General features: G+C 44.9%; 31 protein-coding genes. 21 read left to right on the top strand and 10 right to left on the bottom strand.

Features of this window, described 5'->3' with window-relative positions:
• Positions 1 to 15: 15 nt before the first annotated feature.
• On the bottom strand, positions 16 to 951 hold the full coding sequence (locus KYJ26_RS12535; protein ID WP_219167599.1) for a nucleoside hydrolase: 936 nt from the start codon (positions 949 to 951) through the stop codon (positions 16 to 18).
• 52 nt (positions 952 to 1003) lie between these two features.
• The gene (locus KYJ26_RS12530; protein WP_219167598.1) at positions 1004 to 1972 is read right to left on the bottom strand and encodes a helix-turn-helix transcriptional regulator; all 969 of its coding nucleotides are present in this window, start codon (positions 1970 to 1972) and stop codon (positions 1004 to 1006) included.
• A 109-nt stretch (positions 1973 to 2081) separates the two neighbouring features.
• Here KYJ26_RS12530 and KYJ26_RS12525 point away from each other — a divergent pair, with 109 nt between their 5' ends.
• From KYJ26_RS12525 to KYJ26_RS12515, 3 genes are all read left to right on the top strand, one after another.
• Positions 2082 to 2915, top strand: coding sequence for an SDR family NAD(P)-dependent oxidoreductase (locus tag KYJ26_RS12525; RefSeq protein ID WP_219167869.1), 834 nt, complete (start codon positions 2082 to 2084; stop codon positions 2913 to 2915).
• A gap of 103 nt (positions 2916 to 3018) precedes the next feature.
• Positions 3019 to 3729: a YwaF family protein gene (locus tag KYJ26_RS12520; RefSeq protein WP_257474986.1), complete on the top strand. Its 711-nt coding sequence runs from the start codon at positions 3019 to 3021 to the stop codon at positions 3727 to 3729.
• A gap of 33 nt (positions 3730 to 3762) precedes the next feature.
• A complete protein-coding gene (locus KYJ26_RS12515; RefSeq protein ID WP_219167597.1) occupies positions 3763 to 4203 on the top strand; it encodes a hypothetical protein in 441 nt (146 codons plus the stop codon).
• A gap of 39 nt (positions 4204 to 4242) precedes the next feature.
• On the opposite strand, the gene KYJ26_RS12510 is transcribed toward KYJ26_RS12515, so the two are convergent.
• The 4 genes from KYJ26_RS12510 to KYJ26_RS12495 all read right to left on the bottom strand — a co-directional run bounded on the left by KYJ26_RS12510 (position 4243) and on the right by KYJ26_RS12495 (position 6716).
• The gene (locus tag KYJ26_RS12510) at positions 4243 to 4704 is read right to left on the bottom strand and encodes a GNAT family N-acetyltransferase (RefSeq protein ID WP_219167596.1); all 462 of its coding nucleotides are present in this window, start codon (positions 4702 to 4704) and stop codon (positions 4243 to 4245) included.
• Positions 4705 to 5109: 405 nt separating this feature from the next.
• The gene (locus KYJ26_RS12505) at positions 5110 to 5703 is read right to left on the bottom strand and encodes a dienelactone hydrolase family protein (RefSeq protein WP_219167595.1); all 594 of its coding nucleotides are present in this window, start codon (positions 5701 to 5703) and stop codon (positions 5110 to 5112) included.
• 55 nt (positions 5704 to 5758) lie between these two features.
• Positions 5759 to 6331, bottom strand: a complete 573-nt coding sequence (locus KYJ26_RS12500) for a DUF6434 domain-containing protein (RefSeq protein ID WP_219167594.1) — start codon at positions 6329 to 6331, stop codon at positions 5759 to 5761.
• Between the two features lie 58 nt (positions 6332 to 6389).
• A complete protein-coding gene (locus tag KYJ26_RS12495; protein ID WP_219167593.1) occupies positions 6390 to 6716 on the bottom strand; it encodes a YnfA family protein in 327 nt (108 codons plus the stop codon).
• A gap of 137 nt (positions 6717 to 6853) precedes the next feature.
• Between KYJ26_RS12495 and KYJ26_RS12490 the strand changes: the two genes are divergently transcribed.
• Complete coding sequence (locus KYJ26_RS12490; RefSeq protein WP_219167592.1) at positions 6854 to 7222, top strand: YkvA family protein; 369 nt, start codon at positions 6854 to 6856, stop codon at positions 7220 to 7222.
• A gap of 290 nt (positions 7223 to 7512) precedes the next feature.
• Here KYJ26_RS12490 and KYJ26_RS12485 read toward each other — a convergent pair whose 3' ends face one another.
• Genes KYJ26_RS12485 through KYJ26_RS12475 form a run of 3 tightly spaced genes read right to left on the bottom strand, consistent with a single transcriptional unit; the run spans position 7513 to position 8987 of the window.
• Positions 7513 to 7698, bottom strand: a complete 186-nt coding sequence (locus tag KYJ26_RS12485; RefSeq protein ID WP_219167591.1) for a hypothetical protein — start codon at positions 7696 to 7698, stop codon at positions 7513 to 7515.
• Positions 7699 to 7714: 16 nt separating this feature from the next.
• A complete protein-coding gene (locus KYJ26_RS12480) occupies positions 7715 to 8170 on the bottom strand; it encodes a hypothetical protein (RefSeq protein WP_257474984.1) in 456 nt (151 codons plus the stop codon).
• Between the two features lie 34 nt (positions 8171 to 8204).
• A complete protein-coding gene (locus tag KYJ26_RS12475; protein WP_219167590.1) occupies positions 8205 to 8987 on the bottom strand; it encodes a CPBP family intramembrane glutamic endopeptidase in 783 nt (260 codons plus the stop codon).
• Between the two features lie 136 nt (positions 8988 to 9123).
• Here KYJ26_RS12475 and KYJ26_RS12470 point away from each other — a divergent pair, with 136 nt between their 5' ends.
• Entirely contained in the window at positions 9124 to 9738 is a 615-nt protein-coding gene (locus KYJ26_RS12470) for an HAD-IA family hydrolase (RefSeq protein ID WP_219167589.1), read from the top strand.
• Positions 9739 to 9966: 228 nt separating this feature from the next.
• Here KYJ26_RS12470 and KYJ26_RS12465 read toward each other — a convergent pair whose 3' ends face one another.
• A complete protein-coding gene (locus KYJ26_RS12465) occupies positions 9967 to 10134 on the bottom strand; it encodes a hypothetical protein (RefSeq protein ID WP_219167588.1) in 168 nt (55 codons plus the stop codon).
• 305 nt (positions 10135 to 10439) lie between these two features.
• Here KYJ26_RS12465 and KYJ26_RS12460 point away from each other — a divergent pair, with 305 nt between their 5' ends.
• The 16 genes from KYJ26_RS12460 to KYJ26_RS12385 all read left to right on the top strand — a co-directional run bounded on the left by KYJ26_RS12460 (position 10440) and on the right by KYJ26_RS12385 (position 22486).
• The gene (locus KYJ26_RS12460) at positions 10440 to 11081 is read left to right on the top strand and encodes an SDR family oxidoreductase (protein ID WP_219167587.1); all 642 of its coding nucleotides are present in this window, start codon (positions 10440 to 10442) and stop codon (positions 11079 to 11081) included.
• 87 nt (positions 11082 to 11168) lie between these two features.
• Positions 11169 to 11897, top strand: a complete 729-nt coding sequence (locus KYJ26_RS12455; protein ID WP_219167586.1) for an exosortase/archaeosortase family protein — start codon at positions 11169 to 11171, stop codon at positions 11895 to 11897.
• Positions 11894 to 12637, top strand: a complete 744-nt coding sequence (locus KYJ26_RS12450) for a hypothetical protein (protein WP_219167585.1) — start codon at positions 11894 to 11896, stop codon at positions 12635 to 12637. Before KYJ26_RS12455 ends, KYJ26_RS12450 begins: the two co-directional genes overlap by 4 nt.
• A 97-nt stretch (positions 12638 to 12734) precedes the next feature.
• Positions 12735 to 13166: a hypothetical protein gene (locus KYJ26_RS12445; RefSeq protein WP_219167584.1), complete on the top strand. Its 432-nt coding sequence runs from the start codon at positions 12735 to 12737 to the stop codon at positions 13164 to 13166.
• Positions 13159 to 13569 (top strand): hypothetical protein, encoded by a 411-nt coding sequence (locus tag KYJ26_RS12440; RefSeq protein ID WP_219167583.1) that lies wholly within the window; start codon positions 13159 to 13161, stop codon positions 13567 to 13569. The genes KYJ26_RS12445 and KYJ26_RS12440 overlap by 8 nt, the downstream gene beginning before the upstream one ends.
• A complete protein-coding gene (locus KYJ26_RS12435) occupies positions 13566 to 14006 on the top strand; it encodes an NUDIX domain-containing protein (protein WP_219167582.1) in 441 nt (146 codons plus the stop codon). Before KYJ26_RS12440 ends, KYJ26_RS12435 begins: the two co-directional genes overlap by 4 nt.
• 138 nt (positions 14007 to 14144) lie before the next feature.
• On the top strand, positions 14145 to 14525 hold the full coding sequence (locus KYJ26_RS12430) for a hypothetical protein (RefSeq protein ID WP_219167581.1): 381 nt from the start codon (positions 14145 to 14147) through the stop codon (positions 14523 to 14525).
• Positions 14526 to 14906: a hypothetical protein gene (locus KYJ26_RS12425; protein WP_219167580.1), complete on the top strand. Its 381-nt coding sequence runs from the start codon at positions 14526 to 14528 to the stop codon at positions 14904 to 14906.
• A gap of 88 nt (positions 14907 to 14994) precedes the next feature.
• Entirely contained in the window at positions 14995 to 15438 is a 444-nt protein-coding gene (locus tag KYJ26_RS12420) for a cell wall hydrolase (protein ID WP_219167579.1), read from the top strand.
• Positions 15439 to 15560: 122 nt separating this feature from the next.
• Positions 15561 to 16541, top strand: coding sequence for a DUF2268 domain-containing putative Zn-dependent protease (locus KYJ26_RS12415; RefSeq protein ID WP_219167578.1), 981 nt, complete (start codon positions 15561 to 15563; stop codon positions 16539 to 16541).
• Between the two features lie 86 nt (positions 16542 to 16627).
• Positions 16628 to 18400, top strand: a complete 1773-nt coding sequence (locus tag KYJ26_RS12410; protein WP_219167577.1) for a M3 family oligoendopeptidase — start codon at positions 16628 to 16630, stop codon at positions 18398 to 18400.
• A gap of 54 nt (positions 18401 to 18454) precedes the next feature.
• Positions 18455 to 19582: a serine hydrolase domain-containing protein gene (locus tag KYJ26_RS12405; protein ID WP_219167576.1), complete on the top strand. Its 1128-nt coding sequence runs from the start codon at positions 18455 to 18457 to the stop codon at positions 19580 to 19582.
• Positions 19583 to 19783: 201 nt separating this feature from the next.
• Positions 19784 to 20572, top strand: coding sequence for a class I SAM-dependent methyltransferase (locus KYJ26_RS12400; RefSeq protein ID WP_219167575.1), 789 nt, complete (start codon positions 19784 to 19786; stop codon positions 20570 to 20572).
• On the top strand, positions 20572 to 21282 hold the full coding sequence (locus KYJ26_RS12395; protein ID WP_219167574.1) for an alpha/beta fold hydrolase: 711 nt from the start codon (positions 20572 to 20574) through the stop codon (positions 21280 to 21282). The genes KYJ26_RS12400 and KYJ26_RS12395 overlap by 1 nt, the downstream gene beginning before the upstream one ends.
• A 2-nt stretch (positions 21283 to 21284) precedes the next feature.
• The gene (locus tag KYJ26_RS12390; protein ID WP_219167573.1) at positions 21285 to 21872 is read left to right on the top strand and encodes a GNAT family N-acetyltransferase; all 588 of its coding nucleotides are present in this window, start codon (positions 21285 to 21287) and stop codon (positions 21870 to 21872) included.
• Positions 21869 to 22486: an NUDIX hydrolase gene (locus KYJ26_RS12385; protein WP_219167572.1), complete on the top strand. Its 618-nt coding sequence runs from the start codon at positions 21869 to 21871 to the stop codon at positions 22484 to 22486. Before KYJ26_RS12390 ends, KYJ26_RS12385 begins: the two co-directional genes overlap by 4 nt.
• Positions 22487 to 22500: the final 14 nt, after the last annotated feature.

Here is a 22500-nt window from a genome sequence, read left to right as displayed (position 1 = left end):
TGAGGCACGGCCGCCTCATCCCTTTTTTCCTGTCATCACGTTGATGAAATCCTCAACAAACATTTGATAATCCATCTCCAGATAGATGTTAATGTTCTTTTCAGCCGGTTTCGAGCTGACCCTGAAATCGGCGATGGATGTACCCTGCCCAAGTCCTGAAGTCAGTACTTCGACGTCCCTACGGATGGTTTTCCCCATATCGGGGTTCACCATCAGGGAGAGGGTGACGACATCGTGAAGGGGGGCGCCGCCTATACCGGGGATCAGCTTTTTATAGGCGTCGATATAGTAAGTCATGACGTCATCAAGGATCTCGATGACGGGATTGCCGTTCATCTCCTGGATGGTTTTAATGTGTTCAAGGGTGACAATTGCCTTATTCGTAACGTTTAGAGGGGCGATATACAGATTGTCGAAATTCTTGACCACGAGTTCTGATGCGATCGGATCTCCGTAGAAGTTGGCTTCCGCTGAAGGAGTCACATTTCCAGGTACGAAAAACGCCCCTCCCATAATATAAAATTCCTTTACTTTTTTTGTTATGTCTTCGCCTAACAGGTAAAGGGAAGCGAGTGACGTATTCCTTCCGACATCTACGATTGTGACGTCCTGATTCTCTTCAATGATGGTGTAGAGTTTGGAAAAGTTGGTGAGTTCCCCGGAGAAGTTTTCCGGAGGCCTGATCGGTCCCAAGCCTTCCTGTCCGTGGATTTCAGGATAATAGGTCGGGATTTTCCCGGATGAAGGGCTGTTGGATCCGCCGATGATCGGGATATCCGTCCTATCAGCAAGCTTGAGCAGATAAGCGATGTTATCGGTTGCCTGCTTCTTCTCAACATTTCCGTAGCTGGAGACGATACCGAGAACCTTAATGTTTGGATTCAAAAGGGCATACATGATGGCGATGGAATCATCAATGCCGGGATCCGCAAATAAAATGATGTTTTTCATGGGAGACTCTCCTTGATAACGTTTTTTAAAACATATCAAAGAGAAGGGAGAATTATTCCATTCGGCGATAAAATGAAGCCGTAGCCTCAGCCATTTTAACGATCTTCTGCTTGAGGTCAGCGGGCTCTATCACCTTTACCCCATCGGCGAACCCTAGGAGATACGCTTTTGCCTCTTCTTCCGTATCAAAGGAGAGCGTCACGGGTATCCACTCGTCACCTCTTCGTTCCCCAACTGCGAGGACCCGGGCAAACCTTCCGGAGAATGTGAGCCTGGATAAAAGATGTGGTGACACCTCCACTTTCACTTCATAAGAAGGCAGTCTTTTGATGAAGGATTGGGTGGAGGACGACCAATACTCGGTCAGGTCAAAGCCCAAGGGTCTTTGGAACGTCTCGTCCAAGGTTTCTGTGTGATGAATCCGGGACACTCTGTAATTCCGGATATCCCCGTTTTCCTTGGCAGCGATGAGGTACCAGAGGTCACCTTTGGCTACGAGGCCGAGTGGTTCCACAATGCGTTCATCCCTTTCTCCGTCAGCCCGTTCGTAGGTGATTCTTAATTTGATCTCCTGAAAGACCGCCTCTTTGATGGTTTCGAGAGAGGCCGTCTTGTTTTTCTGCTTTCGCCATGAGCTTGTGTCGATATGGATCCGGTTCCAGACATCCTTCCCGTTCTCACGGTAAGAGGGCGGGAGGGAGGCCATCAGTTTGTTCCTTGCTTCTTCGGTTATACGCGTCAGACCGAGATCCTCCAGAAGATGATTGGAAGGAGAAACGAATAGGGCGCGGATTTCCGATTCCTTCAACCCTGTCAGGTCCGTCCGGTAGTCCTCAAGAAGCGACCAGCCACCCTTTTGTCCCCTCTCTGCCACCACGGGAATCCCGGTCCCGCTCAAGGCATCCATGTCCCGGTGGATGGTCCGCTCGGAAACCTCCAGCTTCTCTGAAAGTTCCTTCGCCGTCATCCGGCCATGTGTTTGTAGGAGTAGTACTATGGATATCAAACGGTCGCCTCTCATGTTCCTCACCTTTTTCTTGGTTTTTCTTTTATTTAATGAAATATGACAATGGATGTCAAGAATGGAATCGTATAATGGGGTTATCTTAGTGGATGAAAGGAATGGTTGGATGAAATCACTGGCAGGAAAAGTAGCGCTTGTAACAGGAGGAAGCAGGGGAGCGGGGCGTGGGATCGCCATTGAACTTGGAAGAGAAGGAGCCACGGTGTATGTGACCGGGCGCAGTACAAAAGGGAACTCTACGCAAAACTTTCCAGGGACAATCGATGATACAGCAGCTCAAATCCAAGAGGCAGGTGGAATAGGAATCGCGGTACAGTGTGATCATACGATTGATGCTGAAACGAAAGCGGTCATTGAGCAAATTCGGGAGGAACAAGGCAGACTCGATATACTCATCAATAACGTATGGGGCGCTCATGATATCGGTGTGAATCCAGGGGAATTCTGGGAACAGTCTCTTGAAAATTGGGACACGATGTTTACGGCAGGCGTGAGGGCACAGCTCGCGACGAATCATTTTGCCATCCCTCTCCTGCGGGAAGGGGATGGTACGCTCATCATTCATACGACGTTCTGGGATGAAGGCAAGTACACGGGACAGTTCTATTATGACCTTGCGAAAAACGCCCTCGTCCGCATGGCGTACGGTCTTTCAAAAGAACTGAAAGAGGACGGAATCGCCGTCATGGCTGTATCCCCGGGATTCATGAGGACAGAGCTGGTGCTTGAACATATGGGTGTGAACGAGGAAAACTGGCAGGAATCAGAAGACTTAAAGAAATCCGAAACCCCATATTATGTTGGACGTGCCATTACGGCACTGGCAATGGATCCAGGGGTGATGGAGAAGACTGGGCAGGCTTTGAGAGCAGGAGATCTTGCGAAAGAATACGATTTTACGGATGTGGATGGCCGGTATATTCCGCCGTTTACGTTATAAGAAAGTCCCTTTTGGGGCTTTTTTATTTGAATGCAGACTTAATCAACCCCTTTGCCGAATAAACTATCCATGATAACCACTTTTCAAAAGGAATAGGGGTGGCATGATGTTTTCCGTGACAGAGATGCAGACGTTCGAGTTGTTTTCTGTTCCCCATGTCTCAGTGCTTTTGATGTTTGTGGCGATATCGTTTTGGCTGGTGTATTTCAGGCATTTCCTGAAGGGGTATCAGTCCATGCTGAAGTGGACTCTTTTTTCGATGCTCGTGATGAGTGAAGTGTCGTGGCATTTCTGGCTCGTGGCCACCGGAACGTGGGAAGTAGGGGATCTGCCCCTTCAGCTCTGTTCTGTCAGCACGTTCATTGCAATTTATCTATTCCTCAGACCCAATCAGAAAGCCTATTATTTGCTCTTTTTTATCGGTCTTCTCCCGCCAATCTTAAGTATGGTGACACCTGAAATGGCGTACCAATTTCCCCATTTCCGTTTTCTGAAATATTTCCTTCATCATGCAGCCATCGCGTGGTCCGTCCTTTATTTCATCGTGTATGAGGGATACCGTGTGCCAAGAAGAGCAGTATGGACCGGTTTTCTCATGGTCAATCTACTCGCCCTTCCGATTTTCTTCCTGAATATCCTTCTCGATACGAATTTCTTCTATCTCGCAAATCCCACGGAATCGAAAACAATCTTGTCCTTTTTCGGAGAGGGGGTCATATATTATATTAATCTGGAAATCGCGGCAATTGTCGTGTTTTTCGTGACGTATTTTCCCATGGCGGTACTTGTGAAGAGGGAGAGGAGCAAAGGATAAGTCACGTCTAAAGTAAAAAAAGGGGGGATGGCTGTGAGAAAGTTATTGGCAATGGTTAATATCATTGCCGTGATCGCGATCATTGTGTTTATGATCAAACCATTTCAAACATCGCCACCAAAAGTCAAAGTCACAGTAGGGGAAGTTGCCATTCCGACGACTGACGGTTCCTATTGCTGGGATGGGCTCTTTTCCGGTGGGTGTGTGGATAAGGAATATGGCAGTATCGTAGCCATGGCAGGGGAGTATAAGCCAACGGTCGTTTCTCCAGGACAGAAGATCAACGTGACGTTCGATAAAAAACCAAAATCGGTTGACGCAGAGAGGTGGATGGGGGAGGAACAGGCTAAAAGGGTAGAATGGAAGAATCGTATGATAACAGCTCCCGAACAGAAAGGGGTCTATGTTTATCATATCGTGGCCCATTGGAAGCAGGGGGACGGAAGTTATGCATTTTCGGTAGAAGTAAAGTAACACCAAAAACGCTTGGTTCCCCAAGCGTTTTATCATGCCTTACAGCTTAAGCTTCAATCCTTCATGGGTAGCCTTAAACCCCAATCTCTCATAAAACCTCAACGCATCCGGCCTTTGCTTATCCGTCGTCAATTGAATGAGGTGGCACCCGCGCTCTTCAGACCGGGCGATCGCCCACTGGATCATCTTCGTACCCACGCCTTCCCCTCTTACAGAAGCAGAAGTCCTGACCCCTTCAATCGTTGCTCTCCAGCCACCTTGATGGGTGAGGTATGGGGTGAACGTGATTTGCTGCACGCCCACTACCTTTTCTCCGTCACAAGCGACGACCAATTCGTTATTGGGATCGGTATCGATGGCTTTGAATGCTTCTAAATAGCTTTGAGGAAGAGGCTGTTCGTAGCGCTCGCGCTGTTTTCCAAGTACGTCATCGGCGAGCATTTCGACGATACGGTCTACGTCTTGTTGTGTCGCTTCTCTAAAGTGCAATGGTCTCTCCATGTGAATCCCCCTTGTTTAAAAACAGTATTGATAGTTTCAATGCTAACGAATTTGAACTAATAAGTTAATGATATTTAAATTATGGAAAGGTATAAGAATTCCTTATCATTATGAAAAAATTCATCCCAACCGTATCCATTTTTGATTCAAACCTGTATATAAAAAGTGAGGGTGAATGGGATGGAGGCGAGAGAAATGCTATGAACTGAATGACGTGAGACAGGGGTTTTCACCTAAATGGCAACCCTCCATTTCCCTATTGCCCAAACGACGTGAATCATCCCTGGAACTACCGTGAAAACAGATAGTAGATCTTTAAAGAAAGAATAGAAGGAAAACAACACCAACGTGCGTGTAGCGGGCGTGCGTAGGGTGGTTTCAGTGGTCGCAGAAACAGATATCGATTCAAATTTCTTCTAAGAAGCCAATGATTCTAGCCCTCGTTTCGTTTGCAGATTCACGATGAAAGGAAGATGAATAGGGATCACTGAATCCATGTTTACCACTATATTTCTGAATGTCGATGGGCTTTCGCTCTAGCATTGCAATCACTTCGTCCACCTGGAAAGAAGATTCTTCTTCAGGGAAGAACAACATGGTTGGACACAGTGGTGTGACCTCTAAAAAGTTTCGTATCCGTGAACCGTAGTAGCCGATGACACCATCAACCCTTTCATCATCACTGCATAACCAGGCAATCGTTGCTCCCACACTGAACCCTATGATGACAATCCGTTTGTATTGCGGTCGATAGGTCGAGAGAATGCTCTTTATTGTTTCTGACGGCTCTTCAAAGCCTATGTTCCCGATGAAATGATGATAAGCAGCCTCTTCCTGAGAATAATCAAAAGCAGATCCTGTTTCTAATAAATCCGGACAGATGACGTCCATTCCTTGTTTTGAGATGAATTCGCAGAAGTCTTGTATGTGTTGGTTGATTCCGTAGATTTCGTGGATGACTATAACAAGTGTACTTGAATTTTGTTGAAGTTGTATCATGTTAATTCCCTCATATTCTTAAATAATGGATATATGTTCAGAGGATACCAGGGGCTTATTCTCTTGTTTTACAAGCAACATATCGATTGCTCCCCGGAAGCTTCTTAATCTCATTCCACGCATCTATCGCATCTTCCCTGGTCTTACCATTGTTGTTCGGATCAGCAAAGAAATCACGGGTGAATTGATTGTATTCGAATTGCGGTCCGATTTCCTTCTTGTATGCAGGAGCTTTCTTCCGCTCTTCTTCTTTGTGCCATTCTTCCACGGCATCTCGATAGGTTCTTCCTGCATTCTGTTTGAAGTAGTTCTGGATGTGGGTGGAGAAATGAAATGTGGGAATGACGGATTTGAAGAATGCCCTGACTTCCTGGCTACAACGATGTGGGTCGGTAATGACGGTATCCAGACTTAAAGGTTCTTGAAGGACAGCCTGCCTTCTTGATTTCCTGACGGGTTTCATGATCTCACCTTTCGAAAGGAAAGTGCTAATTCTTTCTGATATCTCTATTTTTGATCCGGTAGCACTGATGCCATGGTGACGACAGAAGGTTTGCAGTTCTTCCTTTAACCAGTAGTACTCTTTGAACGTTTCAACCGGGGTCTCCTTATTTAGTACAGGTCTCAATGTAACCAGCTCCCTAAATTCCATTTACATCCATTTTAGAACGAATGTTCTGTTTTGTCTATTGTCTTGGTCCCAGCAGCATCACACCAACCCCGACCAGACAAATCCCCGCACCGACCCAGTCATATACATCCGGTGTTTTTTTATCGATTCCCCACCCCCAGAGAACGGACAGGACGATGAACACCCCGCCGTAAGCAGCGTAGACACGGCCGAAGGAAGGAAAGAACTGGAAGGTGGCAATGACCCCATAAAGAGCTAAGGCGATTCCGCCGGCGAGTCCCCAATAGGATGGTTTTCCTTCGCGAAGCCATAGCCAGATGAGATACCCTCCCCCGATTTCGGCGATACCGGCAAGGATGAATAAGATGATGGCATTTAGCACAATGATCACTCCTACTTGTAGTTTACTTAGATGAAGTATAACGCAAATCCACCTGTCCAAACATTTGTTTATTTTCCCCAAACCTTCTACAATGAAAAGAACAAGAGAAGGTCTAGTCTCACGGAGGTGGAAATGAAATGGACAATACGGAAAAACATTTTTCAGAAGAAAAGTTTTGGGATAAGTTGAAGAGGTATGGGGTGAAGGCAGGTCATTCCGTCGTGTATACGGCACTGCTTCTTTATTTCGTCCTGCAAAAGCCGGATGTTCCAAAGAAGTCGAAGATGGTCATCATCGGGGCCCTCGGATATTTCATCCTTCCAACGGATTTCATTCCGGACATGGCAGTCGGGGTAGGGTTTACAGATGATCTTGGAGCCCTGGGACTCGCTTTATTGCAAGTGTCTATGTATATCGATGATGAAGTGAAAGCGAAGGCCAAGGCGAAGTTGAGTGACTGGTTCGGCGAGGATGTGGATACGTCTGAGGTGGATGGGAAGTTGTGACATGACGAAGTGTCATTGACGGTTGGGTCGATGATGCTTTTTTTATTGTGGGGAAGATGTTAATGTCCAGTTACCTGATTTCGTTTTTCAAGGACCTTTCCATGAAGGATTTTGTTGTCGGATATGTTGTCATAAACCAATTCATTCTCTTCACAGCCTAGAAGGAGGAGGGGCACAAGCAGGATGAAGTAGCCGCTTTTTTTCACAGTTAATCAGTCCAAAAGGAGGGGAGGGATGTTACAGGAGGCAGAGACTCCCGGCGTTTATTCAACCATCATCCCCAACTATCATCATTCCCCCTTGTACGTATCGTCGAATAAATCCTCATCACCCTGCCGTTCTTTAATTTCATGCTTCTCTTCCAAGTAGCGTCCGATGACTGAGCTATTGATGCCGTCCCGCACAGCTCTTTCTATGATCATATAAAAAAGTGATAGCCCGACGAGTGCACCTAAAATGATCAATGTAATTTCCATATCTTCACCTCCCTGATTACTCGATAACAATATTCCCGACATACTGAGCATTTCCCCGATCCGTTTGAAGGTCGATCTCCAATACGTAAGACCCTTTTCCTTTGGGGAATGTGAAGGAACGGTTCTCACCCATATCCAACTGTAGCTTTTCGTTACCCAGCCATAAGAATGCACGTAGTTCCTCAACGGCAAAGTCTTCGCTGTCAAAAAGAAGATCTACCTGCTGACCGGGTGGAAACGTGAGCTTCTTTTGTTCCCGGGCGAAGTCCACTACCTCTTTCGTTTCCTTCTCCAATGGTTTGCTGTTTTCACCCCGCCAATCGATATTGGTTTCGGTTAATTCAACGGAGTCGACGCTGTCAGTATTCATAAGCGTTACAGTTGGTGGGGTGAAGTCATAGTCTTCTCCAATGCAGCCTGTCATGAAAAAAGTGAGGAACAAACATAGGAAAGCCTTAAAATAGCTTCTCAATCATCCAAATCCTTTCTATTCAAAGAGTGATAATCTAGTTTATCCATCCATTCAGCACCATCCCCATATTCATTACCATATGAAAGACGATGGCTGGGTAAATGCTGTCCGTCTTCAATACTACGAAGCTGTAAAAAAGTCCACCGAAAGAGAATAAGAGACTGAGGGCAAGCGGGATCCCGATAGATAGATGCAAGAGGCCGAACCCGATACTTGTCACAATGACGGCATAAACGATTGATGTGTTTCTCGTCAACGAGGACAGCATGACTCCTCTCCAGATGAACTCCTCAACTGTAGCGTTGAGGAGGGTAAAACCTACAGCGAATAGAAATAATGACCTCCCTTCGCTGATTTCCCCAAACCAGAGGAGGGGGATGAAGATGGAGCAAGAACCAGCCAGCCCGATGAATAAAAATAAGGGCAATGAGATGGAATGTGACGGCATGGAGATGCGCTTTTTCCAATCGGGTAAGCTTGTGTAGGTATGAATCGTGTCTTTTGATACTGAATGTGAGATTATTACTGCCATCAGTATGATTACAAGTGCAGCTCTGTTCAACAGTATGTATATTTCTTTTGAAATATCCCATTCTTCCATCCAACCGGTTGCGAATTGAAATACCAGCAAACCGAGCAAGAAGAACAGGAAGAGGGAAGCGACGGACCTGTCCTTTTTGGTAGAGAGATAGAGGGAGAAAAGGCCCAGTAACGGCAGCAGTCCCCATTCGTATGCTCTATAAGATAGAAGGATGATCCCTGCGAAAAACAGGGTGGCCGAACTTATGTAGAAAAAGGAATGCTGGGAACGGATCATGTGGTCCTCCTTGAAAGGGTTTGGGAATAGTTTAGCATAATTTTCCTATTTTGGTGAAAGTTATATTCTCCTATGGACGAAGAGGATATTTCTTGTGGTAAAATTAGGATAGTTTACATAAGAAGGGAGAAAGGACATGTACAAACATATCATCTGGGATTTCGACGGGACTCTTTTCGATACATATCCCGTCATGGCCGGTGCCTTTAAGGAAACGCTCGAGAAGGATGGAATTGATGAACCTTTAGAGGAAATCATGAAACATATGAAGGTATCGATGACATATGCGATTAATCATTATGGAGAGAAGTATGGGATAGGGAACGAGTTTATCGCAGCCTACGATTCCCGCAGAAAAGAAGTGGAGTTTGATTTGTCCATACCCTTTGAAGGGATGATGGAGCTTTGTAAGTATATTTATGAAACCGGCAGAAGGAATTATCTTTACACTCATAGGGGGGAGTCTTCCATGAGAATGTTGGAGGATTTCGGGATGATTGGCTACTTTTCTGATTTCATCACCTCCGAACACGGGTTTGAGCGTAAGCCGAGTCCGGATGCCATTCATCACTTGATCCGTACCCACGGCATCGACCAGTCCGAGGCGATCATGATTGGCGACCGGGATCTTGATCTGCAAGCAGGGAAGAACGCCGGAATCAGTTCATGCTACTTTGCGGACGAGTTGGTTGAAAATCCCCATGCTGATTATGTGGTGACGAGCGTGGAGAAATTGTATAAGATTATTTAATATGAAGACCATTGAGGGACGGACCTTGGTGGTCTTTTTTTAGTGGGTAATTGGAATTTATTGGTTAAATACGCAGATAACAAATAAATGACGCAATTACGGTGAAAATGACGCAATTAATTACAAAACGACGCAATTATGCCAGAAATGACGCAATTATTCATAAAACGACGCAATCGTCGCTTCACTCGAGCATTACAAAGCCTGCAAATCCCTTAATCTAAAAAGCTATTGAGTCCCTTTCACGAAAATTGCATTGATAAAGTTCACTATGCCCATGAAATACACAAAAAAGTAAGGGATCTCAATTGAGATGAGCTTATTTAGAGTATAGACAGTGGGCAGGGCAAGAAGGAATGCAACAGATGTGGAAATGAGCAGACTCTTTCCTGTCATCAGATACCTCATCGCTAATACGAAAACGGTCAATACCACAGTGAATATCGCCTATTCCAGCATCGGCAATGAAGGCAAAGCGAGTAAGCGATCATGATGATCAGTAAGTAAGCTGTTACCATGCGACCTCCTCCTTTGATATTACATACCCTTAAAGAGAACCTTTTAGCCCATCCGCTACGTTTTAAAACCCCCCATTCCGGATACATTATATGAGCACACACCAAACAGATGATTTGTCATCACCCAATCATTCATGTGATGATAAATTCATACCAAAACTATCGGAATAAGGAGATGAGAGCATGAACGTAGCAGTGGTTGGAGCAAATGGACAGATTGGGAAGCAAGTGGTCGGATTCTTGATGGAAGAGGGTCATACACCGAGAGCCATCGTGAGAAAAGAAGAGCAGGTAAAGTCTTTCGAAAAGGAAGGCGTGGAGGCTGCCCTTGTTGATCTGGAAGGAACGGTGGATCAAATCACAAACGGATTGAAGGGTGCCGATGCCGTCGTCTTCTCTGCAGGGTCCGGCGGAAGCACAGGCTCAGACAAGACGCTTCTCATCGATCTTGACGGAGCGGTGAAAACAATGGAGGCCGCTAAGCAGGCCGGAATTGAACGCTTCGTGATCGTAAGTGCCCTTCAGGCTCATCACCGTGAGAATTGGAACGATTCCTTGAAGCCATATTATGTGGCGAAGCACTTCGCGGACCGTGCGCTGGAAGACAGCGGACTTACCTATACAATCATCCGACCGGGTGGACTGCTGAACGAAGAAGGTACAGGCAAAGTATCAGCCGCAGAAAATCTGGAACGGGGATCCATCCCACGTGAAGATGTGGCGAGAACCATCGTCGCTTCCTTGACGGAAGAGAACACATTCAATAAAGGGTTCGATCTCATTTCAGGAAGTAAAGGAATAGAAGAAGCTGTGAAAAACGTATAAAACGTATAAATGAGTAATGGGAATGATCATCGTTGGATGGTCATTCTTTTTTTTTATGACCCACATATGGGTATAGATGGTAAAATAGTGAAAAAGGAGGGGGCTCTTATCATCAACATCGATGTTTCATTTAATATCGTATCCTTCATGATGTCCATCATTCAGTGGAGCGTGATCGGATATTTGGCCTATAGAGGGTACAAAAGGCTGGACACAAAACCTAGGGTATGGAAAATACTATTCGCCTTATTGGTTGGCTTATTTGCTTTCACCATTAACATGGAATTTTTCCATACACTGATAAAAATACCGATTCTACCATTAGGCGTCTGGATCCTGTACGGAGTCCTTAGAAGCAAGGAAGGCCGCTGGGATACTTATCGCCGGTTTGCCTGGATCGGATTCCTCGCCAATTTCATCTTCCTGGCAGGAACCCTGCTCACCATCCCGCTCCATTCCCTCATCTATCCGGAAAACGACCTATCCACCTACATAACAGGAGCTGAAGAAACATCCATCAACATCATTCATCCATCAGGTGAGGGACGGACCTTGGATCAAGAGAAGCTCGAGAAGCAGCTTTCGAATGTGAAACAGGCTGAAGTGGAAAGTTGGCTATGGTATGAGGAAGTCGGAGGACGATCTTCCAATCCTGAACGTTTTCCGTATCAGCTGGTGGGGACCACAGGGAAATGGGGAAGCGGGCTGAATCCGGACATTTATATGGAGCAGGACGGGAAGGGACTCCTCATCTCGACTCGAAAGACGCAGTACTATTACCGCTTTCCTGAAACGGTGCTTGAGGAGGAGGAATGATGAAGGGGAGACGTTTCCGTTACCTGGCGCAGGGTATCCTGATTGTGGGGCTACTTGCATTGTATTGGGTGTATATAGAGAAAGCAGATTCCCTACCTAAAGATGAAGAAATTCTGGCCCAGATCAATGCCGGCCTTTCCGATGCAGAAGCCGTTGAGATTCAGGATCTGCTGAAACTTGATGCCGGTCACGGGGTTGCGCCTTTCCTTACTGCTGGGGGCGAGTATGGTGTCAGCTATTGGGAGAGGCATTTGACCGGCTGGAAGGTCATCCATGTCCGGACCGATGGCGAACCCCGGATATGGATGCTGGATCCGGGTGATCCGTCGAGTTTCCATATTACATGGAATATGAATCCTGACAGAGACATAGAAACCCTGCAGTATTATTACATCAGGGAGAGAGGTTATTCAAGCAGCGGCCCTGAGGAGCATTATGTACCCGGTATCCAGATGAAGGTTGAAGCATCCATAAAGGGTAAGTCCTATGGGGCCATGAAGATACCCGACGATTGGGGTCAGGCATTGACCTTATCGGATGGAAGTGAACCTCCAGGCAACTCGATTTGGGAAAACTTCAACCCTGGGATTCATTCCACCTTTGGCTGGATCCCTCTCGATAAAGAAGGCAATGAGGTCAAATGGGAGAACAGAGACAGTTCAAGTTACACAGTAGGGAATGTCCGTGATCAACATATGCAAATGCTTGATCAGTATCATGTCGAACAAGGGTTATACTAATCAAGGGAAGGAATGATCCATTGCGGTCATTCCTTTTTTAGGTTGAGAAAATTGTGTGAATTTGGAATAATTGGTAGTGAAAGTAAGGTGGGTTGATATGAATTATTTTTTGAAAATAAATGTGGTCAGCATCATATATGCCTTGATGATTCTCGTGCCTGTGGAGCTGATGGTGAATATATACAGGTTGACGAGACTGTCGGGCTGGGATATGGATTTTGTCGAGAATGTCAGTGGGTTCATGTCTGGCATGGTTGTGATCATGGGAACCGTCTTCCTTTATTTTCTCACGAAGAAGTGGATGGAGGGACGGAATACGGCTTATTGGACGGCGGTTCTTTGGCTACCATACTTCGTCTTATTTTCTTACGTGATCTCCACCTCCTTTCCGACGAATTATGGAGGAGACGCACCGAATCCCGCATCGGGTTTAGTCATGATCGGAGCGCTGGTGTCATATCCCTTTTATGTGCTGGTCTTGAATTTCTTAAGTTTGAATACAGAAGAGGAGGAAATCAACGTTGACTAGGAATATCATTAGTTTTATCCTGTTAGCGCTAGGGACGGGTTTATGGGTATGTGCATCCTTATTTCGCTTTCTCATCACGTCGGATATCCCGGTAAGCTTTACTCCTGAGGAAGCGATGGTTACGCAGGAATCATTTGCCGTAGCTGGAGTGCTCATCCTGATAGGAACGATCGTGACGAAAGCTCATGCGTTTCATCTCATCACATTTACTCTATATGCTACGATTACGGCCTTTCATTTTTACATAAACGATTACTTTCATCGCTCAGCCGTTTATTATACAGATGAGTTTGCCGTACTGGAGAATGTAAGTGGCTATATCGCACTTGTCGTTGCGTTTATCAATCTTATCTTTGTCATGAAACCTTATATGAGAGTCTTGAAATTGAAGGTGGATAGATGAAAGTAATATTCGGAGACAGAATTCAAGGTTTGGACTATCAAAGAAGAAAAGGTGTCTATGCCGTTATCTTTCATCATGAAAACGATAAAGTCATGACGGTTCGAAATGAGTCCGGTCACTATTTTCTACCAGGTGGTGGGATTGAGGAATCTGAAAACCAGGTGGATTGTCTGAGAAGAGAATTAATAGAGGAAACAGGTTATCTTGTGTCGATAGACTCTTATATTGGAAATGCGATGAACTATTTTCATTCAAGGAAAGGGGAGCCTCTCCTTAGTGATGCCTATTTCTATCTGGTCGAGCTTAAAGCAAAGGTGCAGGAGCAATGTGATCATGTGACGGAGTGGGTTGATGTTGAAGATGTGAAGCGGCTTCTTTTCCACGAACACTATGATTGGGCAGTAACTGAAGCGAAATTGATAGTGAATCGTATATGAATCAATTTAAAAAAATGAAATAGTAATAAGTAAGAGAATACTGATCCGATACGGTACGAAGGAGCAGATACAAGAGCGGTTGAAATTCTTCTTGAAAGAACTTGAAGAATGTTAATTAGAATTATGGGAGGAACGGACATGATCAAAAAAATGGGGGTGATGATCGTTACCATCAGCTTGAGCTTTTTCGCATGGACCCAGTCCAGACCGATCGAAGAAATCATTGTTAAAAAGAATGGGGAGGGTGCGGCACAAGTCGTCTATGAAATGAACGGCCAGAAAAGGTTAAGGGAGTTCACGGAAATAGTCGAATCACTTAAGTGGCATTCAACCGGCCTTTACATTGTGACGGACTATACCTTTACATGGGGAGGGGAAAAGTATGATGTTCTCCTTCATAAGGACAAGTCAGTGGAAATCTTTCGAATCAAGAATGGGGAGGCAGAAAGGACGGTTTTACTTGCGGAAGAGGCAGGACCGTTTTTAAAGAAGATGACGGGTGGAAAGTTGGAAAGGTAGATGAAAAAAAGGTTCATTCTCTTAACCTTTTTCTTGGGACTGGGTTTCTTCTACTATATGAGTATAGGTTTTAAAGCAGAGTATGAAGACATTTCACTGAAAGAGGCTCCGGGTAAAATACGGAAAGAAATTACGGACCAGACAGGTTTTCAGGTTTTTCAAGATGGAGAGTATACCTATATTTATTACAAATGCAAGGACAAGAGAAATGAGTATATAACCACGACCCTCGACGTAAGGTGGAAAGCCGGAAGTATAGTGGCGACGGCAAGGGTTGACTATGCAGTGAACGACGGGGATATTCGTTATGATCAGCTGATTAAAATGGATCATAGGTCGTCGAAAGACATGAAGTACGAAGAGGAAATCATGGCAAAATAAGCTCGAATAGCCTATCCAACTTCCCTTTTATGAATAATTTCTGACATGAAAGCCGGCATTTCTCATAAAATATTCTGAGGTGAGTAAAATGCCAAGAGTCAAGTACACCGATGCAGATGTTGCTTTAATGGCAAGGATGATGAGAGCGGAAGCGGAAGGCGAAGGGAAGCAGGGGATGCTGTACGTCGGGAATGTCATCGTAAACCGGGCGAAAGCAGATTGTCTGGACTTTAAGAAGGTGAGGAGCATCCGTCAAGTCATTTTTCAGGTCCAGGGAGGGAACTACTCCTTTGAAGCGGTCCAAAAAGGGAATTTATTTTATAACAGGGCCAGATCTGTTGAGAAAAGGTTAGCCAAACAGAATCTGGATTATTGGGCACAGCACCCGGCGAAATATGCCCTTTGGTATTTTAACCCTTATGCTCCATGTCCCCCGACGTGGTATGATCAACCGTTTTCGGGACAATTCAAAAATCATTGTTATTATGAACCGGCGGCAGGGACGTGTGCGAGTGTGTATACTGGCGGGTGAGGATGATGAGAACTTCCTGGTTGGATCGGGTGGTTCTTTTTTTATTCTCATTTATTTGAAACTATTTCCAAATCAAAAACGTATAGTAGGTAACAAATGGAAATGGATGGAGAGGTGCGAATTTGAAAACGTTAGGGAAGGTGCTACTTATACCAGCATTTTGTTTCATGTTTATGGGATGTTCCAATCATGAGCCAGTGAAAAAGAAAGAACCGGAATCGCACATCACTTTTTCACAAGAAGAACAGAAATTCGACATCATTTATATGTATGATGAAATGCAGGATTACATAGACACCGTACGTGAACAGACGGGGAAAAGTAATGAGACCGTGTTTATTGAAAAGGTATTTGAACCGTTTAAAAAGAAGTCCAATATGGAGGGAATCAGCTTAAGGTATATTTTTGATCCGTCCTCAGAAGTGGATAAACTTGCAGAATCAGTAAAGGATTTGGATAAAAACAAAGATACGACGAACCGGATTATTAAAGAAGCGTTGCTTAAATCCGCTAAAGAACTCCCTGGTAACAATAAAAAAGTACTCGTTTTACCTTTGAATCCTGAAGATACAATTGTAGCTGAAAAAATGGGAGGTGTCGGGGGATTTGTCTTGGACGACGATGTCATTGTGCTGCAACTTTCTTCGGCCATGGAGGAAGACATGTTGAAGTATACAGTCGCCCACGAATATAACCATGCCATTGCAGGAGAAAGCAACCCGGGAATGATGTATACGATTCTAGGGGGAGTGGTGCTGGAAGGGAAGGCTGATGCCTTTGCCAATATCATCTTTCCAAAGATAGATGTCCCATGGCAGGAACCGATGACACCAGAAGTAAAGGAAAAGGTAGTAACTGAAATAACCGAACTCAAAGATTCCAGTGACCCGAATCGCTATGCAGGGTTAAGAAATGGCATCCCGTCCAAAGACATCCCACAATGGGCCAACTACAAAATCGGCTATGAAATCGTCCAGAGCTATCGGAAGAAACACCCTGAAGTATCAATTGGAAGATGGACCAGCATGCATGAAGCCGAAATTATCGCGGGAAGCGACTTTGAGAAAATCACGGCGTATGAAGGAGCGTCTTCAAATGATTGAACATTCAATCAATACTCCGTCCAACGCCCGATGTAAAATTTTCCATATGTATTTACGATAATAGTAGATAAATAGGAGGGGATAACGTGAATCATGTACATACGAATCAATGGAATCTAGACGCGGTAAGGCCAGGGAATCATCCGGTGAAAGAGCAGGTCATGGAGCTCCTCTTTCAAGTTGGGGAAATGGAATCTCTATTGGAACATGGGATGAACATCAATGAAGCGGTGGATGTGACTAAACGTGTGCAGGACCTCTATACACAGGTGTTTCACATGGATGAATACATTTTCTGTATCGCATCGGAAAACGTTCTGGACGGGGAAGCACAGGATCTGATGGCAATGAGCAGCCAGCTGAAGGCGAAGATGGATACGCTTCTCCTCACATATAGTCAGGGTCTTGCCCAAATGACGGAAGCTGAGTGGAAATCGTTCATCGAAAGTATAGCCGTAGCAGGAAGTGAAAGGTTTCTGACGGAACAGCGACGTAAAATGAAAGATCAGCTTCCTGCAGAAATGGAAACGGTGATCAACGCCCTTTCAGTCAATGGGTTCAGCGGTTGGGAGGACCAATACGGTCAGGAATATGCCCGCCTTAACGTGCCGGTGAAAAATGAAGAAGGCACGGAATGGATTTCATTTGATAAGGCCTATATTCTCGGAATGTTGTCTAATGAAAGGAACAAGCGTGAGGAGATCGCGGTATCGCTCACCAAAGTGTGCCGTGAGAATGAAGACCGGTTCGCTTCCATCTTCAACCATTTCGCCGGCTTCCGGAATGAGCTGTACCGGTTGAGGGGATGGACGAATCCACTGAAGGAAATGTACGAGCAAAACCGTATCTCTGAAGCTTCAGTCACAACCATGATGGATACGCTCCACGCCCATACGTCCTTGCTGCACCGGTTTTTAGAACGGAAGGCTGCATTGACTGGAGTGGACAAGCTGAGTTGGTTTGATGTTTACGCGCCGACCTTCACATCCAAGACGACGCTGACCTACGAAGAAGCAGCCGACATTGTGATAGGGCAGTTCACCCGTTTTAGTGAGAAGCTTGGTCAATTTGCAAGAACCGCTTTTGAAAAGGGGTGGATTGATGCGGAGCCCGCAGATCATAAACGTCATGGCGCCTTTTGTGCCTCGTTCCCGAATGCAAAGGAAAGCCGGGTGATGCTTTCCTTTACCGGCAACTATAACGATGTCGTCACGATTGCTCATGAGTTGGGGCATGCGTATCACAATTCCCTTCTTCATGAACAGCCCGGTTTCTCCCACAAGGTAGGCACGGGTCTTGCCGAAACGGCGTCGACATTCGCTGAGAACCTTGTCCTGGATGCGGCCATAGACCTTGCGAAAACAGAAGAAGACCGACTCTCTCTTTTAGAAATGAAGATCACGAACGGATTGAAATACACTACATTCATCCCGGCCAAGTTCGAGTTCGAAGCCGCTTTTTACAAACAGCGCCTGAACGGAAAGCTTTCAGCAGGAGAAATTGTTCAATTAATGGAAGAAACAGAAAGAGACTGGTTCAACGATTCCCTGGAAGAAGTGAATACCCACAACTGGATGTCGATCCCTCACTTCTTTAATACGGAAAAAGCCTTCTACAATCTTCCGTACACGATTGGCTATTTGTTCAGTAACGGCGTCTATTCGCTCTATCAGGAGGACAAAGATGGCTTCCCGGAGCGGTACGATAAGCTGCTTACTTCATCAGGAAACCAATCCATGGAAGAGTTAAGTATTGGATTCTTAAAGGAAGAGTTAGGGACGGACTTTTGGGAGACGGCCATACGTCCCCTCGAGGAAGCGATCGAGAAGTATTTGGAGGAAACAGAGAGGTATAGTTAAAACATAGAGGCAATCCCTCCTCTCTCATTGCTATTTAAAAATAAAGGAGAAAATATGAATCAATTAAAAGACAAACTAGAGCACATCACACAGTATATTAATCAGCTACTTATCGATCAGGAAGGGGTAGGATTAAGCGTTGCAATCGTAAAAAATTCTGACATCATCTATTCCAGAGGGTTTGGCTACTCACAGATTCAACCTGTGAAACAACCGATGGATGGAGATACAAAGATGAGTATACAAAGTATCTCAAAAAATTTTATGGCGCTTTCGATCATGCAACTTGTAGAAAAGAATCTCCTGTCATTGGATGATAAGGTTGTAGAGTATCTGCCTTATTTTAGAACAAAGGATAAACAACAAAGTGATACGATCACGATCCGCCAACTTTTATCCCACACGGCCGGCTTCCCATCGGACCTGGGGATTGGCAATATGACAGCTCCGAATGTAAGGGAAATCTTTTCAGACACGCCGACTGAATTTCAAGAAGCATTGGACCATTACAATCTTACAGAAGAAGAGATTGATGGTGTGAAAACGAGAGAAGATGTAACGAGGTGGTTTCAAAAGGTGGAGTTGGAGTATCCGCCAGGGAAGGGATGGAATTATTGCACCGATGCGTATGTGATCCTTGCCGATCTGTTTGAGAAGGTAACTGGAGTCGAGTGGGAAACGAATCTTGAAGATGAAATCCTTTCCCCTTTATCTATGAACCGGACTACGAGTGATTCAAAGGATGTTGAAGAAGATCCAAACAGTGCCAAATATTATTTAGGTGAGGAGAAAACCGAAACACCTTTTCCGAAAAATTCTCTTTCTGCTCCCATTGGCTATTTATACTCGACTGCCAATGATTTAGGGAGATATCTAGCCTTTCATCTGACGAAAGAATCGGCTGTCCTACGATCAGATTTAATTGAAGAGATGCAGCAGCCCGTTCACCTGGTTAGTGAAGAATGGCAGTTTGGGAGTGAAGTAAGAAGTTATGGACTTGCTTGGTTCACAGACCGATATAAGGGTCTTCGGGTTATAGAGCATGGCGGCGGCCAAATGGCGGTAAGATCCCTTATGACCATGGTACCTGAACTTGACCTGGGAATAGTGGTCTTACTCAACTTTGACGGAATCACCCATCATGACGTGTGTGACAAGGTCATTGATATCTTCATGGAATAATCAGGTGCCTGTCCCTTTCAACTCTACTAATCTAGCATATCAATAGTAGTAGAAAGGGGGAGATTTATTTTAAAGATAAAAACCTATACTGATAAAAAGAAACTTATGATGGAAGTCATAAGTTTCTTTTTTCTGAAAAAGGTTGAGTACGCGTTCGTCATTTGAAATAATTGGTAGTAGTGTTTATTGGAGGTAATGAAATTGAATCAATACGGATCAGATTTATTCAAGGGCTCAGCAATCTATTATTCAAAATATAGACCGACCTATCCTTCTGCTTTAATTAGATTCTTAGTGAAAGAGTTCTCATTGAATGGAGAGCAGAACCTCCTGGATCTCGGCTGCGGGACTGGACATCTGACGGTACGGTTTGCGGATTGGTGCAACAAGATTGTCGGAATCGATCTTGAACCGGAGATGATAGAAGAATCGAAGCGGATCCAAGGGGAAATAAGGATGGGTCAGATAGAATGGTTCAGTGGTAGATTAGAAGAATATCAGCACAGAGATCCATATGATCTTGTGACGATTGCTAAAGCCTTTCACTGGATGGACAGGCAAAAGGTATTGGATGAATTATATGACATCGTTACTCCCGGAGGCGGCGTCGCAATCATTGATTACTATGAGCCTAACAAGTCGTTAACCCCTTGGCAAAAGGTGTTCAATGATGTGGTAGTAAAGTGGTATGGAAGTGAACGTAAAGCCGGGAATTCCACCTATACCCACCCTGTCACCAGCCACGAAGACATCATTTCACAATCAAAATTCAAACTTGAAGTTCATACACTGCCTACATACGAAATCACTTGGACTGTCGAGTCGCTTCTCGGGAACCTTTACTCGACCTCATACGGTGCAAAGCGATTCCTTGGCAGTAATGTGTCGTTATTTGAAGATGAAGTGAAAGAGGCGATGTCCGAACTGAGTGAATCGGGAGAATTTAAAGAAGAGACGACGTTGTCGGTGAAGATTGGGAGAAAAGAGTAATGGAAAAGAACACCATTGATGGCTTTACCTATTATTCTGTTGAACCGAAAAACCAAAACGAATCGAAAAAAGTCATCCTCATCTATCACGGTTGGGGAGGAAGTACTTCAGGATACCGGGACCTGGCAGAGGAGATTGCGGAGGAAGGGTTCCATGTAATCATTCCGGAAATCGTCTATCACGATACCAGACAGCCGTTGGCAAACCCTTTTGAGGCCAAAACGATACAAACGTATTTCTGGGAAACCATCATGACGACGATTGATGAATTACCTGATTTTATCAAAGCGTTAGGAATCATCGGTGAGAATGTGGTCCTGATTGGCAGTTCCATGGGAGGCTGTATTGCGAACGGGATATTTGCCCGTGAACAAGAGGTAGGTGGGCTGGCCAATATTAACGGATCGGGTTCATTTGTTTTATCAGAACGGATGTTTAGAGAAAGGGACTATCGAGAGGCCATGTCTGGTACTGTAAGAAAACGTTTAATGGAATATGACCCTGTCGAACGTCCGATTAGTCCTTCACTGGTTCTTCTTATGCATGGGGATTGTGATGAGGTCATGCCGATTGAGGGGCAGCGGGATTATGATCACTATCTGAAGAAAGAACAAAAAAAGAATGCAAAGTTCCTAGTGTATGAAGGGGTTAATCATCAAATCACTCGTGACATGGTCGGGGACTTGATAGGTTGGTTAAAAAGGGTATGAGGATGAATCACAAAAATGGACGCGACTTATTTAAGATCGATTGCGGGGGTATTTATTTACAGGAATTCTCGATTGCCGATGCCAGTTCTATACATAGAATCTCCAATCAGTCAGAAATAGCCCATTACCTACCAGACTGGAAATCGTCATTCGAACAAAGGCTCGACTGGGTGACCCATTACGAAATCCCTGCGAATAAAGCTTTCCTTGAATCTGTTGCCAAAACCGGAGATGTAGGAGATCGAATGTTGAAGATGGGGATCTTCCTCAAGGACACCGATGAGATGATCGGCTGGTGCTGTACAGGAATAAAAGAGGAACTCCCTGAACCGAATCGGGAAATCATGTATGCCATTTCCAGTGAACATCAAGGGAAGGGCTATGCAACGAAAGCTTCTTTAGGATTGATCGGTTATCTGTTCACTCAAACAAATGTTGAAATCCTGAACGCCATAGCCCTCTTGGACAATGCATCATCTTTGAAAGTCATTGAGAAATGTGGGTTCACCAATCAAGGGCAAGTGACGATTGATCAAGAGAAGTTCCATCATTACCGATTGACTAAATGTGAAGGGAGTTTAATAGAATGAGTGATAAATGGCTGGAATGGGCCAAACGGATACAGGCTCTTTCTCAATCGGGCCTCGCCTTTTCGAAGGACGTGTTCGATCGGGAGAGATATGAAGAACTAAGGTCGATCAGTACAGAAATCATGCAGGAATACACCGGCCTTGAAATGAAAAAGATTGAAGACTTATTCACGAACGAAAAAGGCTATCAAACACCGAAAGTCGATGTTCGTGGTGTCGTGTTCAAGGATAACAAGATTTTGATGGTCAAAGAAAAAATTGACGATCAATGGTCATTGCCGGGCGGATTTTGTGACATCGGTTTGTCTCCCGGTGAAAACATCGTAAAAGAGATCAAGGAAGAAGCAGGATATGATGCAGCTCCAGTGAAATTACTTGCTCTACTGGACATGAACAAGCATCCACATCCACCGCAGCCCTACCATTATTACAAAATATTCATTCAATGCAGAGTGACCGGCGGGGAAGGGAAGAGTGGCGTCGAAACGAAGGGGATAGGTTTTTTTGAAGAAAAGCACTTGCCGGAGCTGTCGGTTGGGAGAAATACAGAATCGCAGGTTAAGATGCTGTTTGAGTTTTTAAGGGATCAAAGGAAGGAAACGGTGTTTGATTGATAAATACAGATAGG

This window comes from Rossellomorea orangium (assembly GCF_019334305.1).
Taxonomy (GTDB): domain Bacteria; phylum Bacillota; class Bacilli; order Bacillales; family Bacillaceae_B; genus Rossellomorea.
Note: the sequence above shows the minus strand (reverse complement) of the source record. Positions and strands in the feature narration are given on the sequence as shown.

What these genes read in the sequence shown, in the direction of transcription:
- KYJ26_RS12535 (WP_219167599.1), bottom strand. Translation starts at nt 951, where the DNA reads ATGAAAAACATCATTTTATTTGCGGATCCCGGCATTGATGATTCCATC.
- KYJ26_RS12530 (WP_219167598.1), bottom strand. Translation starts at nt 1,972, where the DNA reads ATGAGAGGCGACCGTTTGATATCCATAGTACTACTCCTACAAACACAT.
- KYJ26_RS12525 (WP_219167869.1), top strand. Translation starts at nt 2,082, where the DNA reads ATGAAATCACTGGCAGGAAAAGTAGCGCTTGTAACAGGAGGAAGCAGG.
- KYJ26_RS12520 (WP_257474986.1), top strand. Translation starts at nt 3,019, where the DNA reads ATGATGTTTTCCGTGACAGAGATGCAGACGTTCGAGTTGTTTTCTGTT.
- KYJ26_RS12510 (WP_219167596.1), bottom strand. Translation starts at nt 4,704, where the DNA reads ATGGAGAGACCATTGCACTTTAGAGAAGCGACACAACAAGACGTAGAC.
- KYJ26_RS12505 (WP_219167595.1), bottom strand. Translation starts at nt 5,703, where the DNA reads ATGATACAACTTCAACAAAATTCAAGTACACTTGTTATAGTCATCCAC.
- KYJ26_RS12490 (WP_219167592.1), top strand. Translation starts at nt 6,854, where the DNA reads ATGGACAATACGGAAAAACATTTTTCAGAAGAAAAGTTTTGGGATAAG.
- KYJ26_RS12485 (WP_219167591.1), bottom strand. Translation starts at nt 7,698, where the DNA reads ATGGAAATTACATTGATCATTTTAGGTGCACTCGTCGGGCTATCACTT.
- KYJ26_RS12475 (WP_219167590.1), bottom strand. Translation starts at nt 8,987, where the DNA reads ATGATCCGTTCCCAGCATTCCTTTTTCTACATAAGTTCGGCCACCCTG.
- KYJ26_RS12470 (WP_219167589.1), top strand. Translation starts at nt 9,124, where the DNA reads ATGTACAAACATATCATCTGGGATTTCGACGGGACTCTTTTCGATACA.
- KYJ26_RS12465 (WP_219167588.1), bottom strand. Translation starts at nt 10,134, where the DNA reads ATGACAGGAAAGAGTCTGCTCATTTCCACATCTGTTGCATTCCTTCTT.
- KYJ26_RS12460 (WP_219167587.1), top strand. Translation starts at nt 10,440, where the DNA reads ATGAACGTAGCAGTGGTTGGAGCAAATGGACAGATTGGGAAGCAAGTG.
- KYJ26_RS12450 (WP_219167585.1), top strand. Translation starts at nt 11,894, where the DNA reads ATGATGAAGGGGAGACGTTTCCGTTACCTGGCGCAGGGTATCCTGATT.
- KYJ26_RS12445 (WP_219167584.1), top strand. Translation starts at nt 12,735, where the DNA reads ATGAATTATTTTTTGAAAATAAATGTGGTCAGCATCATATATGCCTTG.
- KYJ26_RS12435 (WP_219167582.1), top strand. Translation starts at nt 13,566, where the DNA reads ATGAAAGTAATATTCGGAGACAGAATTCAAGGTTTGGACTATCAAAGA.
- KYJ26_RS12430 (WP_219167581.1), top strand. Translation starts at nt 14,145, where the DNA reads ATGATCAAAAAAATGGGGGTGATGATCGTTACCATCAGCTTGAGCTTT.
- KYJ26_RS12425 (WP_219167580.1), top strand. Translation starts at nt 14,526, where the DNA reads ATGAAAAAAAGGTTCATTCTCTTAACCTTTTTCTTGGGACTGGGTTTC.
- KYJ26_RS12420 (WP_219167579.1), top strand. Translation starts at nt 14,995, where the DNA reads ATGCCAAGAGTCAAGTACACCGATGCAGATGTTGCTTTAATGGCAAGG.
- KYJ26_RS12405 (WP_219167576.1), top strand. Translation starts at nt 18,455, where the DNA reads ATGAATCAATTAAAAGACAAACTAGAGCACATCACACAGTATATTAAT.
- KYJ26_RS12395 (WP_219167574.1), top strand. Translation starts at nt 20,572, where the DNA reads ATGGAAAAGAACACCATTGATGGCTTTACCTATTATTCTGTTGAACCG.
- KYJ26_RS12390 (WP_219167573.1), top strand. Translation starts at nt 21,285, where the DNA reads ATGAATCACAAAAATGGACGCGACTTATTTAAGATCGATTGCGGGGGT.
- KYJ26_RS12385 (WP_219167572.1), top strand. Translation starts at nt 21,869, where the DNA reads ATGAGTGATAAATGGCTGGAATGGGCCAAACGGATACAGGCTCTTTCT.